This is a genomic window from Chryseobacterium sp. TQ-BC-N36 (assembly GCF_058382295.1).
Window position 1 is genome coordinate 1,027,120 of record NZ_CM178175.1, and the last position, 17,321, is coordinate 1,044,440.

12 protein-coding genes are annotated in these 17,321 nt (G+C 37.7%); 10 read left to right on the top strand and 2 right to left on the bottom strand.

Going from position 1 to position 17,321, the window contains the following annotated elements; genetic code table 11:
- Positions 1-45: 45 nt before the first annotated feature.
- The 7 genes from AC3FI7_RS04480 to AC3FI7_RS04510 all read left to right on the top strand — a co-directional run bounded on the left by AC3FI7_RS04480 (position 46) and on the right by AC3FI7_RS04510 (position 11,424).
- Positions 46-615 carry a fasciclin domain-containing protein gene (locus AC3FI7_RS04480; protein ID WP_123842300.1) on the top strand — a complete coding sequence of 190 codons (570 nt, stop codon included), beginning with the start codon at positions 46-48 and terminating at the stop codon, positions 613-615.
- A 79-nt stretch (positions 616-694) separates the two neighbouring features.
- On the top strand, positions 695-1,405 hold the full coding sequence (locus AC3FI7_RS04485) for a ferritin-like domain-containing protein (protein ID WP_142723015.1): 711 nt from the start codon (positions 695-697) through the stop codon (positions 1,403-1,405).
- Between the two features lie 24 nt (positions 1,406-1,429).
- On the top strand, positions 1,430-2,245 hold the full coding sequence (locus AC3FI7_RS04490; RefSeq protein WP_142723014.1) for a ferritin-like domain-containing protein: 816 nt from the start codon (positions 1,430-1,432) through the stop codon (positions 2,243-2,245).
- 396 nt (positions 2,246-2,641) lie between these two features.
- Positions 2,642-6,547, top strand: a complete 3,906-nt coding sequence (locus AC3FI7_RS04495) for a response regulator (protein WP_491461526.1) — start codon at positions 2,642-2,644, stop codon at positions 6,545-6,547.
- Between the two features lie 12 nt (positions 6,548-6,559).
- Positions 6,560-6,916, top strand: coding sequence for a response regulator transcription factor (locus AC3FI7_RS04500; protein WP_142723012.1), 357 nt, complete (start codon positions 6,560-6,562; stop codon positions 6,914-6,916).
- Positions 6,917-6,925: 9 nt separating this feature from the next.
- Complete coding sequence (locus tag AC3FI7_RS04505; protein ID WP_491461527.1) at positions 6,926-7,993, top strand: HEAT repeat domain-containing protein; 1,068 nt, start codon at positions 6,926-6,928, stop codon at positions 7,991-7,993.
- Positions 7,987-11,424 carry a sulfatase-like hydrolase/transferase gene (locus tag AC3FI7_RS04510; RefSeq protein ID WP_343658510.1) on the top strand — a complete coding sequence of 1,146 codons (3,438 nt, stop codon included), beginning with the start codon at positions 7,987-7,989 and terminating at the stop codon, positions 11,422-11,424. The genes AC3FI7_RS04505 and AC3FI7_RS04510 overlap by 7 nt, the downstream gene beginning before the upstream one ends.
- On the opposite strand, the gene AC3FI7_RS04515 is transcribed toward AC3FI7_RS04510, so the two are convergent.
- Complete coding sequence (locus tag AC3FI7_RS04515) at positions 11,421-12,653, bottom strand: YaiO family outer membrane beta-barrel protein (RefSeq protein ID WP_491461528.1); 1,233 nt, start codon at positions 12,651-12,653, stop codon at positions 11,421-11,423. The genes AC3FI7_RS04510 and AC3FI7_RS04515 overlap by 4 nt on opposite strands.
- 191 nt (positions 12,654-12,844) lie before the next feature.
- Between AC3FI7_RS04515 and xth the strand changes: the two genes are divergently transcribed.
- Positions 12,845-13,624 carry an exodeoxyribonuclease III gene (xth, locus tag AC3FI7_RS04520; protein WP_291897185.1) on the top strand — a complete coding sequence of 260 codons (780 nt, stop codon included), beginning with the start codon at positions 12,845-12,847 and terminating at the stop codon, positions 13,622-13,624.
- An 84-nt stretch (positions 13,625-13,708) separates the two neighbouring features.
- Here xth and AC3FI7_RS04525 read toward each other — a convergent pair whose 3' ends face one another.
- A complete protein-coding gene (locus tag AC3FI7_RS04525; RefSeq protein WP_343658512.1) occupies positions 13,709-14,497 on the bottom strand; it encodes an XRE family transcriptional regulator in 789 nt (262 codons plus the stop codon).
- Between the two features lie 448 nt (positions 14,498-14,945).
- On the opposite strand from AC3FI7_RS04525, the gene AC3FI7_RS04530 reads away from it, so the two are divergent.
- Positions 14,946-15,230, top strand: a complete 285-nt coding sequence (locus AC3FI7_RS04530; RefSeq protein WP_002979306.1) for a bacteriocin-like protein — start codon at positions 14,946-14,948, stop codon at positions 15,228-15,230.
- Positions 15,231-15,706: 476 nt separating this feature from the next.
- Entirely contained in the window at positions 15,707-17,200 is a 1,494-nt protein-coding gene (locus AC3FI7_RS04535) for a BspA family leucine-rich repeat surface protein (protein ID WP_343658513.1), read from the top strand.
- Positions 17,201-17,321 lie beyond the last annotated feature (121 nt).

Here is a 17,321-nt window from a genome sequence, read left to right on the forward strand (position 1 = left end):
ACATTAAAAGCACAAATAAATATAATTAATAAAAAAATCAACACGATGAACACACAATCAAAAATCACAGTTTTAGCAATGGTAGCTTTATCATTTGCATTCAGCGGGAAGGTAACTGCACAAACGATGAAAGAAAAAACGGTAATGGTGGGAGGAGCCCCCATGTATCCATCCAAAAACATTATTGAGAACGCCGTCAATTCTAAAGACCACAAAACACTTGTAGCAGCAGTAAAAGCTGCCGGACTGGTAGAAACACTACAGGGAGCAGGACCTTTTACTGTATTGGCACCTACAGATGCGGCCTTTGCAAAACTTCCGAAAGGAACCGTAGAAAATCTTGTAAAGCCTGAAAATAAGGCAACGCTTACTTCTATCTTGACCTACCATGTTCTTCCGGGTAGATACAGTGCCAAAGAAATCTGGGCTGCCGTAAAAGCAGGAAACGGAAAAAGCATGATGAAAACAGTACAGGGCGAAGAACTTACATTCTGGACTAAAGGAAAAGATCTTTACATTAAAGATGCTAAAGGAAACAGTGCGAAAGTAACCATTGCTGATGTAAACCAGTCCAATGGTGTGATCCATGTCATTGATACGGTTTTAATGCCTTAATCATCTGAAATATGTAAACAGCATACTGAATATGCTGTTTATCTTACTTTATTCATCCGAACACTAAAAAAATAATAGCATGAAAAGAACAATTCAGGTTTCCAATCAGGGAGCTACCCTTGATACCAGCAGAAGAAACTTTCTAAAATTAAGTGGAGTAGGATTAGCCATCGCAGGCCTTACCATTATTGGCTGTGACGACAATGACGACTTCCAGATTATTGAAGAATCCAAGTATGACCTTGGAACAGGAGATGTAGGAGTATTAAACTACGCCTATGCCCTTGAACAGCTTGAAGCTGACTTTTATACGAAAGTAGTCAATAATTTCTATATGGGAATTTCCAGTATTGAAAAAGAGCTTTTCACAGACCTGTACCATCATGAAGTGATACACAGGGATTTCTTCAAAGCAGCCATCAGTGGGGCCACAGATCATGTACTGCCTAAACTCGAATTTCAGTATCCGAATGTAAATTTTAATGACAGAAATTCTGTATTGGCTACAGCAAAAGCTTTGGAAGATACAGGTGTTGCTGCTTATAACGGTGCAGGGAAATACATCTCCAATGCAGCATACCTTGTTATTGCAGGTAAAATAGTATCAGTGGAAGCGAGACATGCTTCAGCTATAAGAAATTTAATCAATCCGGGATCAGCTGATTTTTCAGGCGATGATGTGATTGATGCTAACGGACTTGATCTGGCCAAAGAGCCTAAGGATATCGTATCGGCAGCCGGAGCATTCATCAAAACACCTTTCACATGGAAAGAAAGAGGCATTAACTAATCACTTACCTTAAAAACTCACATTATGAATATTCTTCGATTACTGGATAAGCTTTCTCATGATAAATTTTTCACAACGGAAGCATCGAGACTGGAAACCATTACGAATATGTCATTATTCGGAAAAAAAGCTGCAGTTGCTGCAGTACCCCTAGGATTGGGAACACTCATGGCTACCTCTGTCAAAGCAGAAACTACCCATACGGCAATGACAGGCACTGCATTAAAAAGCACCCTGACGGATGCTCTACAACTCGCATTAGTACTAGAGTATCTTGAAAATGAATATTACAGTATAGGATTATCTACACCGGGACTTATTCCGAATGCAGACAGAACCGTTTTTATGCAAATCTCAAAGCATGAATCTGCTCATGTAGGCTTTCTGAAAAGTACACTGACTTCTTTAGGAACAACTCCGGGAAACAAACCTACTTTTGATTTTACATCGGGCGGGAAGTTTATGCCCTTTACAGATTATAATCAGTTTCTTATTCTTGCCCAGGCTTTTGAAGATACCGGAGTAAGGGCTTATAAGGGACAGGCAGGAAATGTAATGTCAAATAAAGTAGTCCTTCAGGCAGCTTTACAGATTCATTCTGTGGAAGCAAGACATGCTTCTCAGGTGAGAAGAATGAGAGCAAATAAAGGCTGGATTGAACTTGCCGATGGAGGAAATATGCCTTCAGCAACCAATCCTGTCTATGCCGGAGAAGACAATATCAATCAGGCGGGTTATAATACAGGAACCTTATTTGGAGCTGCGGCAGGTTCTGCAGCGTATGACGAAATTTTAAGCGGCAGCGATGCACAAACGATTGCTTCCCTGTTCATAGTATAGTTGTGATTTGGATGATGATAAGTGGTGTGTCCATTTCCGGACAAGTCCGGAAATGGACTTTAAAAAATCGATCGTCAGGCCTTAAAAAAACACTTTGTTAAATAATTTCATGATTCATCTGTAAGTACCATATTTTAAATGTGGTACTTTTTATTTTCATAATCATCATTAGTTCTTTATATCTTTAAAATTCATTTGAAATCATTTAAAATAACTATACATATTCTTTTATTGTCAAAATAACTATAATACAATATAAAATTATTTCGTATTTTGGTTTACTTATTAAAATAATAATTTAAAGCACTTAAAAATGTTTAAAATATAAACTTTAAGGCCCTGATTATCATTTTTTAATAATTAAAAAATAAAAATCTCTAACTGTTGAAATAACATATGAAGAAATATCCAATTCCTGCAAATGAAGAAGGCCGAATGAAAAAACTGGAGTTTTTTGATCTTTTAAACCTGCAAAAAGATCCCCAGTTAGATATTTTTGCAGAAACAGCATGTCTGGTGACCGACTGCCCTGCAGCGCTCATTGCCATGATGGAAAGTGAGACCCAGACTATCCAGAGCTGTGTAGGACTTGCCCTGGATTTTGTAGACAGGAAAAACACAGTATGCCAGTATTCTATTGCAAGTGGAGATGTTGTCATCATCAATGACACCTTATTAGACGAAAGATCTTCTGATAATCCGCTTATTCTTGCGGGTGGAATCCGTTTTTATGCAGGAGTACCTTTGATTGATGATGAAGGGTTCGCTCTGGGAACCATTTGTGTCATTGATTACAAACCAAAAACGATTACCGATCAACAGATTTTAACCCTTAAAAAAATAGGAGAGGCGATTACAAAAGTTCTGATGGGAAAAAGGAAGAACATCCAGGCCGAATACTTTCAGCAGACCTTTACAATCTCCAATAATCTCATCTGTGTTTTGGACAAAGACTTTTTGCTGAAAGATGTTAATCCGGCTTTTGAAAATGCATTTCAGGTGAATAAAAGTCAGGTCGTTAATCATAACTTCATGGATCTGATAGGAAGTCATAATTCCCAGCTTCAATTACTTGCCAAAAATCTTCCGGATACAGATGAGGAAGTAACATTTACAACTTCTACCACTATTAATGATACACAAACCATTATTGTTGAATGGTATTTAAAACTGAAGCAGAGCCATTCCGATATTTTTTGTTTCGGAATTAATATCACCCAGCGTATTGAAGAAAAGTTAAAACTGGAAAGTTCCGAACGCCGTTTCAGAAGCTTTTTTGAAAATGCAATAGGGCTGATGAGCATGCATGATATGGAAGGAAATATCATTGCGGTCAATGAAAAAGGAAGGGAAACCCTGCAATATTCAGCTGAAGAGGTAGAAGATCTGAATTTAAAAGATCTTGTTCCTGAAAAAAACTGGCCTCTTCTTGAGCAATATCTGGAGAGGATCAATAAAAACCAGGAAGATTTCGGAACCATGATTCTGAAAACCAAAGGAGGTGAAGAAGTAATCTGGATGTACCACAATCTTGTGGAAATCAACAAAGAAGGAAATCCTTATGTGGTAAGCACCGCACTGAACGTTACGGAAAGAATAACGCTGGAAAAAGACCTTGTCCATACCAAAAAGATGCTGGAACAGACCAGTGCTGTCGCCCAGGTGGGAGGATGGGAAGTCAATCTTAAAAATAATACCGTAGTCTGGTCACAATCTACCAGAGAAATACATAAAATAGATAAGAATTTTCAGCCTGATCTCGAAAATGCCTTAGGGTTCTACAGTGAAAAAAGTAGGGAAAAACTGGAATTTTTATTTGAAAAAGCAGTGAAAGAAGGGATTCCCTATGATGAAGAATTACAGCTGGTACGAAATGACGGCATGATGATCTGGGTAAGAGTAAAAGGGATACCGGAATTTGAAGGAGGAGTATGCACCAGAGTCTACGGGATCATACAGGATATTGATAATTTTAAAAAAGTTTACCTTGAACTGGCTAAAAAAGAGGCTATGCTGCAGTCTTTTGTCACGTATGTCCCTTCTACAGTGGCCATGTTTGATAAGGATCTTAATTATCTTTCTGTGAGCAGAAGCTGGAAAGACGAGTTTCAGATGAACGACATCAGGCTCATTGGTGAAAACATGTTTAAAATTTCTCCCGATGTACCGGATGAAAGAATAAAAATATACCAGGAAGCCCTGGCAGGAAAAGCCTATAAAAATGAAGATATGGCTATAGAAATTCCTGGCAGGCAATCTATTCAGCACTACAATGTAGAAGTTACCCCATGGTATCTTTCCAGTAATGTAATTGGGGGAATTATTGTTTCTGCACAGAATATTACAGCTTCTGTGAAAATTAATAAAGAACTTAAAAATGCCAAAAAGATGGCCGACATTGCAAGCAAAGCAAAGTCAGAATTCCTTGCCAATATGAGTCATGAAATCCGGACTCCATTGAACGGGGTTATCGGTTTTTCGGATCTATTGCTAAAAACACCACTGAACGAAATACAGACTCAATATCTTAATTACATTAATGAATCCGGTGAAAACTTACTGAGTATCATCAATGATATTCTGGATTTTTCCAAAATAGAATCCGGGAAAATGGATCTTTCCATAGAGAAAGCCAATGTATATGACATTGTCAGTCAGGTGATCAACGTAATTCTTTATCAGTCACAGAAAAAAAATATAGAATTACTTTTAAATATAGAGCCGGGATTGCCTGAAACCATCTGGCTGGACGAATCAAGACTCAAACAGATCCTGATCAACCTTCTCGGAAATGCCGTAAAATTTACAGAACAGGGAGAGATAGAGCTTAAAGTAGAAAAACTGGATATCGACAGTCAAAACATTAGCCTGAGATTTTCCGTAAGGGATACCGGAATTGGTATTCCCAAAGAAAAGCAACAGCATATTTTTAATGCTTTCACCCAGGAAAACAGTTCTATCAGCAAACGATACGGAGGAACGGGTCTTGGACTTACCATTTCCAATAATATCTTAAACTATATGGGAAGCAGTCTGTCGCTGAAAAGTGAACTTCACAAAGGTTCTGTTTTCTACTTTGACATCCAGGTACCTTATGCGATGTCTGAACGTCATGAAGAAGACCTGAAAATAAACAAGGTACTGATTGTAGATGACAATGAAGCCAACAGGATCATCATTCAGCATATGCTTGCTTATAAAAATGTGGATTCAAAGCTTGCTGCCAACGGGATGGAAGCCCTTCAGATCCTGCTTGCAGGAGAACGTTTTGATGTGATTCTGATGGATTATCATATGCCCGTCATTTCCGGATTGGAAACAATAGAAAAAATAAAAGAGCTTTTTAGCCAACAAAATGAGACATCACCTCTGATCATTCTCCACACGTCTTCCGAGGAACATGACGTGATCAATTCTTTCCGTCAGGAAAACAATTCATACTTTCTGTTAAAACCTATTAAATCAGAAGAGCTGTATAAGACCCTTAAACGCGCTGTAAAAAATACTGAAAGAGAAGTAACCCATAATACACAGCCGGATACAGATATTCCGAAATTGATGCAGTCTCCCCGGGTTTTACTTGTGGATGACAATCCTGTCAATATGGTACTGAATAATAAAATGGTGCGCTCATTGATTCCGGATGCACAGCTGACAGAAGCTACTGACGGACTTCAGGCATGGGAGCTGTGTAAAGAAAAACCTTTCGATATCATTTTAATGGATGTTCAGATGCCGGTAATGGATGGTATTGAAGCGACGAAACAAATCCGTTTGCTTCCTGAATATGCTGATGTTCCGATTATTGGTGTGACTGCAGGAAATGTATTGGGAGAGAAAGAAAAGTGTCTGGATTCCGGGATGAATGACTTCCTGCCTAAACCTTTAAGACAGTCTGATCTGCTGGAAATGCTGAAGAAATATATCCTTCATGAAAAAAATGATCCTGATGAAGATTCTTCAGATAAGGAAAAATACCTTGATATAAAACTTCTGAATGAACACATTGGTGATGATGATGAAGATTTCAAAAAAATATTTTTAAACCTTGTGATACAGGAGCTCACCCAGGCTGAAGAAAATATCAGAAAAAGCACAGGGGAAAAAGACAGTACAGTCCTGAAAATGGTCCTTCACAAGCTCAAAGGAACAGCAGGAACAGCAGGACTTGTAAAACTTACAAAACGTACTGCCGACTGGGAAAAGAAAACAGAACCTGAGATGGATTTTGATTCCATGCAAAAAGAAATGATCTCAGAGATTACAACAGGATTACAGTTAATTAAAAATTTAATACCATAAAAAAATAAAATTATGCTGATTCTAATCGCCGAAGACGACGAACTGATTCTAAAAACGATTGAACACAAATTATTAAAAGAAGGACATGAAGTGATTCTTACCCGTAACGGAAAAGACGCTATTGAAACCCTTAAAACTGAGGATGTAGATCTGGCTATCACAGATATTATGATGCCGTTTGCCTCCGGAATTGAGATACTTTCAGCCATCAAAACCATGGGCAAACAGATCCCGGTGATCATGCTTTCCAGCATGGGGCAGGAAGAAGTGGTCCTGAATGCTTTTGACCTCGGAGCAGCTGATTTTATTGTAAAACCATTCAGCCCCAATGAATTGATATTAAGAATTAAAAGATTTTCTTCAAAATAAGCTATCGCCATGTTCCTTACCACTTCTGTGCATTTTCTTTTTCTTGTTTTTCTGGGAATGCTGTCTCTGGTTCTTTTACTGATCATTGCTGTGCTGATCTACAGCTTTTATCAGTACAGGGAATCTGTGCAGGCGTCCAGATGGTCAGAAGTCATCAATAAAAGAATATCAGAAGTCATCGTGTATGGTGAAGAAAAAATATCTGCAGACAGCAACTTTTCAGAAGCTTCCGGCAGTCCCTTATTCAGAAATCTGTTCCTTCAGAAACTGGCAGAATCCGAAAAGAAATTTTCCGGAGCAGCGCAGGAAAAGCTGAAAGACTTATTTCGGGAGTATGGTCTTCAGGAAGAAGCTTTAAAAAAATTACATCAAAAAAAGATACATTTAATCGCAGGGGGCATACAGGAACTTACAGCCATGAATGTAGAAGATGCATTACCAAAAATTTCAACATTTTTAAGCCATCCTTCAGCTCAGGTTTATCAGGAAGCGCAATATGCAATGGTTCACTTCAAAGGATTCGAAGGACTTCATTTTCTGAACAGCATAACATCCAAGATATCAGAATGGCAGCAGCTTCGTCTGCTTATTTCAATTACTCATATTCCCGAGAACTCTGGCGATACAATTAAAAGCTGGATGGAAAGCTCTAATGATTCCGTAGTTATTTTTACCCTTAAGCTGTTAAGAAAATTTCAGATGTTATCTCTCTATTCTTCCGTAATCGATTTGCTGGAGCATCCCTCTTCGGAAGTAAGGATACAGACCGTTCAGACTTTATTATCATTGGAAAACCCGTCTACCATTGCCCATCTTATGGAGGTATATCCGGACCAGCCCACTGAGGTTCAGAAAGAGATCCTTAGAGTCATAAAAAAGTCAAAAGATCAATGCAGTACGGATTTTCTGAAAGATCAATTGTTGAATACGTCTGATTCAGGGGTAAAAGTATGTGCAGCAGAAGCTTTATGTGCACTCGAAAAACAGAATTATCTGGCAGAAATATCCCAACAGGAAACCACTTCTGAAGAATTAATTCAAATTATTAAATACGCATTGCAGGAAAAAGTATGTTAGAATTTTCACATATCATCTATGAAGTTGTTATTTGGCTGTTTCTTATTTACGGAACAGCGGTAACCCTTATTTATGGCTGGATAGGAATTTATGCCCTGGGTGCTGTACTGCGTTATAAAAAAGAAAATACATTTACAGATTACAGCATTATTGCGGCCAATCCCAATGCTCCGGTTTTCAGTGTGATAGCACCAGCCTATAATGAAGGGATGACCATTGTGGAAAATGTACGATCCCTGTTATCCCTTTATTACCATAATCTGGAAATCATTATTGTCAATGACGGAAGTAAAGATGATTCCATACAAAAGCTGATTGAAGCGTATGAGCTGGAATCTATGGCTTATTTTATTCAGGGAAAAATAGAAACCAAAACAGTAAGAGGAGTTTATAAAAGTAAAAATCCCGCCTTTAAAAAGCTTATTGTTGTTGATAAGGAAAACGGCGGAAAAGCAGATGCTTTAAACGTGGGAGTCAATATATCTTCCGGTGAATATCTGGTTTGTATTGATGTCGACTGTATCCTGGAGCAGGATTCTATTTTAAAACTCGCAAAACCAATGCTGGAACAGACCGATAAAAAGTTCATTGCCTGCGGTGGAGTGATTCGTCTGGCCAACAATTGCGTTATTGAAAACGGAAAAGTGGTTAGTGTAAATATGCCCAAAACCCTGCTGGGAAGAACCCAGGCACTGGAATATATAAGGGCTTTCGTACTCGGGCGTATGGCTTGGTCCCGTGCATCCGGCCTTATTCTGATCTCCGGTGCCTTCGGTGTATTTGACAGAAAAATCGTACTGGAATGCGGTGGTTATGATAAAAACACAGTGGGAGAGGATATGGAGCTGGTAGTAAGGATGAGAAAATACATGGAGGAAAAGAATGAGCCCTATGAAGTGCTTACGATCCCTGATCCTCTGTGCTGGACAGAGGTTCCGGAATCCAAAGATATTCTCAGAAAACAACGGAACAGATGGATGCGCGGAACAATGGAAACCCTCTGGAAACACAGAAAACTGATGTTCAATCCTAAATACAGAAAATTGGGAATGATCAGTCTTCCGTATTGGTTCTTCTTTGAATTCCTGGGTCCGCTTGTTGAATTTTCAGGGTATATCATCTTTATCATTTTTTTATTGCTGGGTATTATCAACTGGACGTTTTTTGTAGTTCTTTTTGCTTTGGTGATCTCAATGGGATTTCTGTATTCCATCTATGCCATACTGGTAGATCTGGTGAGTCATCAGGTTTATACCAAAAGAAAAGATTTTCTTAGATTGATCTTCACTGCCTTTTCCGAACCTTTTTATTTCCATCCTATTGTGGTGAAAGCAGGAGTAAACGGGTTTATAGATTATTTCAAAAAATCGCACGGCTGGGGTGAAATGACCAGACAAGGCTTCAATCAAAGTACACAGAATTTACCTCTGAAAGAAAGAATATACGCTATTCTTCAGGTGGGGCTTAAAAAGTGGGGAATGCTGGCATTGGTTTTCTTTGCTTTATTTTTGGTAGGAGTCGTTGCAGAATCATTATGGTACAAATATATCTTTCCAAAATTTGAAACTCCAGCCATTATTGGTCATCTTTTCGTAGAAAATATTTTATTTGCCCTCAGGTTTACCTTCTGTACCGGATTTATTTATCTGATCATCAATTTCATCAAAGAAGGATGGGCAAGAACCCTGGGGATTGTAACCCTGCTTATTGCAGCTGTTACTCAATATATCTTATTCCTTTATTTTTCTGAAACCCGCAACGTATTAGGTGCAGACATTTTATATTACAGTAAAGATGAAATAAAACAGATCTTACAGGCGAGCGGAATGCTCAACTTCAAGAACTTTGCATTACTGGGAATTTTGATCACCGGTTCTTTTGTCCCTTTATGGATTGCCGGCAAAACCGCTTTAAAATCTATGTATCCGGGATTGATAATATCCGTATTGGGAGTAGCAGCCTTTTTCATTCCTTCTGATATCGTAGGATCCAAAATTCTGAGCTCAGAAAGTGAGTTCAATCAAAATGCGGCAAAAAGTAAATGGGCTTATTTCTTTAAATCCAATGAAGATAATTTCATCAGTGATCACCCGGAACTGAATGAATTATTGAGTGGTAATGATGATTTTACAGCCAGCGCAGAAATGATCAATAAAAACTTTCCGTTCTGGAGAAAAGAAAACACACCGGACTTTTTAGGATCTTATTTCAATACATCTAAGACAGTTCCCAATCTCGTTTTCCTTGTAATGGAAGGTTTCGGGCATGCCTATACTTCCCCGAAAGGGTATATAGGTAATTTTACTCCTTATCTTGATTCTCTCTCCAATAAAAGCCTGTACTGGGAAAACAGCTTAAGCTCGGCAGGAAGAACATTCGGAGCATTGCCATCATTGACAGGATCACTTCCTTTCGGGAAAAACGGGTTCCTTGAAATAGAAAAAACTCCGGAAAACTTCAATCTTTATAATATCTTTAAAGCCAATGGATTTGAAACAGGGTTTTATTATGGAGGTCATGTATCATTTGACCGTTACCGTGAGTTCCTGGAATACAGCGGAGTAGATCATATTGTGGATGAGTCTTCATTCAGCAGTCCTTACCGTAAGCTGCCTGCCAACAACGGGGAGAGCTGGGGATATGAAGACCAGGCTGTTTTTGGTAAAATGCAGCAGCAGCAAAAACCACAGAATCAGCCATATTTCAATATGATACTTACGCTTTCAACCCATAACCCTTTTTTAATCAACAATAAAGATTATTATGAAAAGCTGTACAATCAAAAGCTGAATTCAGGGATTTTAGCTCCCGAACAGAAAAAATGGGCTGCTGCTCACAAAAACCAGCTCATTTCAGTACTGAATGCCGATGATGCCATTAAAGGTTTCTTTGAAAATTACAGCAAACGCCCGGACTTCAGCAATACTATTTTTGTCATCACAGGAGATCACAGTATGCCTGAAATTACGCTACAGTCTAAAATTGACAGGTACCATGTACCCCTGATGATCTATTCGCCACTGCTGAAGGAATCAAAACGTTTTTATAAGACCGTAAGCCATTTTGATATTGCACCTTCCATTTTAGCTTACTACAGAAATAATTATAACATCAGTACGCCTTCTACAGTAACATGGGTAGGAAGAGGATTTTCAGCAGATTCCGAGATAAACAAAGCCGGAATCCCAATGATGCAGAGTAAAAACCAGCTTATTGATTTCGTATCTGAAAAGTATTATATTCATGACGGACAGCTTTTTACGCTTAAAAACCTGGAAGAAGATCCTTCAAATGATGCAGCAGCTATGGGTAAGATCAATGACAGGTTCAATCAGTACAAAAGTATGAATGCAAAGTTTTATGCTACGAAAAAGCTGATGCCTGACTCAGTCATGGTGAACTTTAAGAAGAAAACAAAGTCAAAATTTTAAAACTTTCTGGTATAGCCTAAAGTGATATCAAACTGATTTCCTTTCTCACCCGGACGGAATTCCTGATTATAGTACATGGTTCCCACTGAAAAAAGGTTGGTGCGGTATGAAAAATTATATTCAGCACCCACTTTAAAAGTCTTAAGCTTAAAAGTCTCATTTTCCAAGAGGTTATTACGATTTTCTTCAGGGCTGATTCCTGTTCCTATCTGAAAAGCAAAATAATCCTGGGCACCTTTGGTATAGTACCGTACCGTTCCTGTATAAGAATGTGAAATATTCTTACTGTCAGGCGTAATATAAGTACGCAGGTTGAACCAGAAATTTTTATAATACTTTCCTACAGAAGCCGTATACATCCATATACTGTTACTGAAATACAGTTGACGGTATCCTAATTCTGCTTCAAAGCTGTGGGGAAGATTGGCATTTAAAGAAACCCCGGTACGGTATTTCGGAAACAGACCGACATCATCAGAATATCCACCACCAACGTACAGGTAAAACATTTTGGAAAGTCGTGGATAAGCTTCCAGCTCAATCTGTGTACCGCCCTGTGCAAATTTATTGGCATAGTTACCGCGAAGAATCACAGAACCAATAGGGGTCACTCTTTTATAGCTTACTCCCACAATATGCCAGTCGTTATCAAACTGCTTGTCAAAATGGGAATAATTATAAACAATTCCAACCGCATTTTTAGAGGAAAGATCATTTATTCTCACTGCAAGGGCTCTTGCCTCCGTATTTTTAGGATTGATAGATAAAAGAGTCTTTACAGCATTGTCAGCTTCTTCATAATTATCCATGCCAAAATAGACTTTCACCTTCAGCAGCAGTAATGCTTCAGATTTAGAATGATAGGAAAGTCCTTTATCAATAATTTCAATAGCTTTTGTATTCTGGTCGTTCCAATATTCCAATGAGGCATAGGCCAGGAAATAATCTTCATCCTGAACCTCTCTTTTTCCAAGATCTTCAAATACAGCTCTTGCGGCAGCCAGATCTTTGTTCCACGTATATAATCTGCCCAGAAAAACTGAGATATCTGTATAATTGGGTGCTTTTTCCAGGGCCTCTTTTGCCAGCGCTATAGATGCAGTATAATCTTTCTGTTCAAAAGCAGTGGTACGGGCTTTAAGAAACAATTCGTCAGCAGTGAGGTTCTGCTGTCCATACATAGTAATAGGAAAAAGTAATGCTAATAAAAAGGTCGGATATCTTTTCATTGAGGTTTAGTATTAATAAGCTACATCTTGTATCACAAATATATTGAACTTTTACCTCACAGCCCAGAGATTATTCATCAAAACTTATTTTTTTAAGATTATTATTTCATAAAATACCAACTAATAGATATTTATGATGGAATAATTATTGTCGTAATCAAAAAAGAATTAATTTTCTAAAAACCTTCATCATGAAAATAGCTACTTATAATGTGAACGGAGTCAACGGCCGTCTGCCTGTTTTATTGAAATGGCTGAAAGAAGCTTCACCGGATATTGTCTGCCTTCAGGAATTGAAAGCCCCCCAGGAACGCTTTCCTTTACAGGATATTAATAATGCAGGATATCAGGCCATCTGGAACGGCCAGAAAAGCTGGAATGGAGTAGCTATTCTTGCGAAAAACAGAGAAATTACAGAAGTACAAAGATCTTTACCAGGGGATCCTGAGGATATCCAAAGTCGCTATATAGAAGCTATTATTGATCAGATGGTGGTATGCTGTCTGTATCTTCCCAACGGAAATCCTTATCCCGGGCCTAAATTTGAATATAAATTATCCTGGCTCAAACGCTTTAAAAAACGGACCGATGAACTTATCGAAATGGAACTTCCTGCGATCCTCATCGGCGATTTTAATATTATCCCGGAACCTATTGATGTGTATAAACCGGAACGCTGGGAAAATGATGCATTATACCGGACAGAAGTAAGAAAAGCATTTAAAGATCTTCAGAAAAAAGGCTGGCTGGATTCTATCCGAAGTCTTTATCCGGAAGAACAAATCTATACATTCTGGGATTATTTATATAAAGCTTACGATAGAAATGCCGGGATAAGGCTGGATCATATTTTATTAAGTCCTTATCTGCAATCCCGGTTACAAAATGGTGGAGTAGACAGCCATGTACGCGGATGGGAGAAAAGCAGTGATCATGCTCCTGTATGGATTGAACTTTCCGATGAGTTGTAACTGTATAAACAGGCATATAATATATAAAAAGCTCCTGATTTTCTTAACAGGAGCTTTTTATGATAAGAGGTTGATTATTATAACTTATAACTGTTTGCGGCGGCGTCCTGAAATCTTTTTATCGAGATCTTTGATATCCTGTCTCAGTTCCCGGAACATTTCTTTGAAATTATAGCTTTCATAATCACCTGGTTCAAAATCTTCCGGAAAAATTCCTGAAGCATACTGCCAGATTTCTACCACTTCTTCGAAGGGGATATCGTAAGGCTCATAAAAAGAATTGTCAGCGCTTACACAGATTGCATTTTCTTTTCTTTCTTTAAATCGTTTGTAGGTAATACCATCGTTTAATGTAACAAAAATATAGGTTTTACCTTCTTTCAGTTCATTGATTCCCTCTACATATTTTCCTACAATATAAGAACCGTTTCTGAACGGAGGCATAGAATCTCCATCTGCAGGGAAGGCCCTGTATTTTCCATTGTTAAGAAAAGGAAGCGCAATACGCTGAAGACTTTCTATGTATTCCACATCACTATATCCCTCAAGATACCCCATAGAGGCTTTCTGAGGAATAATTTCTATCGTATCATTCCCATGAGTATCTACCGCAACCGGAAGAACAATCCTGTTATCCGGAAGTTTCAGCATTTCATCCATAGGATGCTTTTCCAGATCTACAGACAACATGAGATCGATGCTTACATGAAAATACTTGGAAATTTTTATGAGCAGCTCAATAGGAGGTTCTGAGATTCCGTTTTCATATTTTGAATACCGGACTCTTGAAATCATTAATTCATTGGCTACATTCTGTTGGGAGAGCTTTCTTCTGGCTCTTAAAAAGCGTATATTATTTGAAAAAACTGACATTGATAAAAGTATGTCAGCAAAAATACAAAATTTGACAGCGTTATCCATCAACGAAGCGGCTTTTACTGCAATATATAGGCAAATCCTACCAGATGACATCTGTTTTTATTACAATGAGAGAACTTTCATGCCTCGAACGGTTCAGTTTTTTACAGTCAAAGTTGATTTTTGTGCCTATACAGAAGCAGTTTCAAGCATTAAATAATATTTATAAATAATCTAAATTTAGTACAAAAATAATAACTCTAAATTTCACAAATTGAGTTATTATTTTTAACAAATAGTAAATCAATCACATATAAGTGAAAATCATATTTTTATTAAAATACACTTATATTAATGAAATATTAAATAATAAGAACATATAATTAATTTATTGAAAATAATTTGCAATTGTATAATTATTATTCATATATTCGTGATGTAATAATCATATAAAATTATAGTTATGAAAAACTTAAAAAAATTGGACAGAAACGAATTAAAAGCTATTTCAGGTAACGGATTACTAGATCCAATCGGCGGACTTCTAGGTGGACTAGGAGGTGTAGTTGGTGGAGTAGTAGGCGGTGTAGGTACTATCGTTGGTGGTGTTGTAACTGGCGTAGGATCTACAGTAGGTGGAGTAGTAGGCGGTGTAAGCACTGTTGTAACTAACGCTTTATGCCAGACACAATGTGTTGTTAATGGTGTAATCCACATCAAATTACTTGAGTGTGGTTCTACTTGCTAATCAGCAAACAATTGACATTAAAAATTTACCGCTCTGAAAAGAGCGGTTTTTTTATACCCTTAGTCCATAATTTCTTTAAGAATATTTATTTCTTTATTTCCGATCATTTCAGCAACTTATTATCAACATGGTAGGTATGAAGAGTTTTAACCAGGTCTGTATTTGCTGTAATCTATAAAAACTGCTGAATAACACCCTCATTTTTCCTTTACTTAGTCCGCATTTGCCAATGTTTCTATGGCATCTTTTCTTATCAAAAAAGCATTACAATACAAATTGTGTCATTACCATTTCCGGGTAATTTTCAGCGTTTTTTTATATCAAAAAAACTTAAAAAAACAAGCCATTAAATTATAACACGACGAGTTCTGTCGCTGCGCGTAAGTACCTTTGTATTAGAGATAAGATAAAGAATCCCGGGAAATTATTTGTCTTACTAAACCCAATTTTTAACCTAACAAAACCTCTTTTAATTTATGTGTAAAAAACAATTAATAATCATTTTTCTCCTTTTATTTTGCATTTCCTATGCGCAGAATGAATTTACTACTATCTGGAAACCCAATGCCAACGGCATCATTGATCATTCAATAAGATTCGGCGGCTCAGGAACCGATTACACCATTCACTGGGAAGAAGTAGGATATCCTGAGCATAACGGGATGTTTGATTATGTAAACTCCAGCAGCAATGAGCCTTTACTCATATATTTTGGGCCATCATTCCATCCAGATCCTCTGCAGGCCACTTACGAATTAAAAGTATCCAGCGGTAACGGATTATTTTACGGTTTCAGGGCCAATACCGACATCATGCCTCCAGGTGGAAATCAGGAACTCATAGAACTCAGCCAGTGGGGAAATACAACATGGCTTCAGCAATTCGACAGAGCATTCGCCAATTGTCCCAATCTTAATGTAACGGCTGCAGATACTCCTGATATGACACAGATAACCAGTTTATCACAAATGTTTCTTAACTGTTCATCTTTGACAGGTCATACTTCATTTTCTTACTGGAATCCATACCATATTACGGATATGAGCGGTATGTTCAGCGGAGCAACGCTGTTTAATCAGAATATAGGAAACTGGGATACCTCAAAAGTAACCAATTTCAGCAGCATGTTTTCCTCTGCCACTTCTTTCAATCAAGATATTTCCGCCTGGAACACAACATCCGGAACTGATTTCTCCTCCATGTTTGCAGATGCCACAGCTTTCAACCAGCCATTAAATTCATGGAATACAGAAAATGCGACTAATTTCCGCTATACATTCTATAATGCAGCAGCATTTAATCAGCCACTTGATAACTGGAATACAGGTAAAGTGACAGATTTTGAGCATATGTTTGAAAATGCAGTGTCATTCAATCAGCCCATCGGAAACTGGGATGTAAGTAAGATTGATTATTTTGCTGGATTTAATATGTTTGCAGGTGCTTCACATTTTGACCAGGATATTTCTTCATGGAATATCAAGCTTCAGAACTTCAGCTGGAATTCAATCTATTTTGGATTTAAAAATGTCGGCTTATCATGTACGAATTACAGCAATTTTCTCATCGCTTTGAATAATAATCCTACCTGGGCGAATTCGACAATAACGTCCGGAGTTATAGATGCAACAGGATTGGTTTATTCTACACCGCAAGCAATGCTTGCCAGAGCCCAACTCATCAACAAAGGCTTTAATATTATTGGAGATTCCTATATTTCCGGTTGTTATCTGTCATCAAGAGAAGTTTCCCCAAAAACGAAAACTTCCGTGTATCCTAATCCAACGACAGGAGTGATCAACGTGGAATCCTCAGCAGACGAAAATGTTTATTTATATGATAATAACGGTAACCTCATTAAAAACATATTGTTTAGAAAAGGGAAAAATACCATCGATCTTACTGAATATCCTTCAGGAGACTATATCTTTAAAGGTGATACTTTTTTCAATAAAATCACCAAGCAATAATAAATCAGCTGAAAGGCTGTCTGTTTAAAGTCAGCTCCAAAATCTAAAGATTTTGGAGCTTTTTATGGAAAAAATCGAACAACATTACCATCATTGCAAATTTTATATGAACACAATCCGT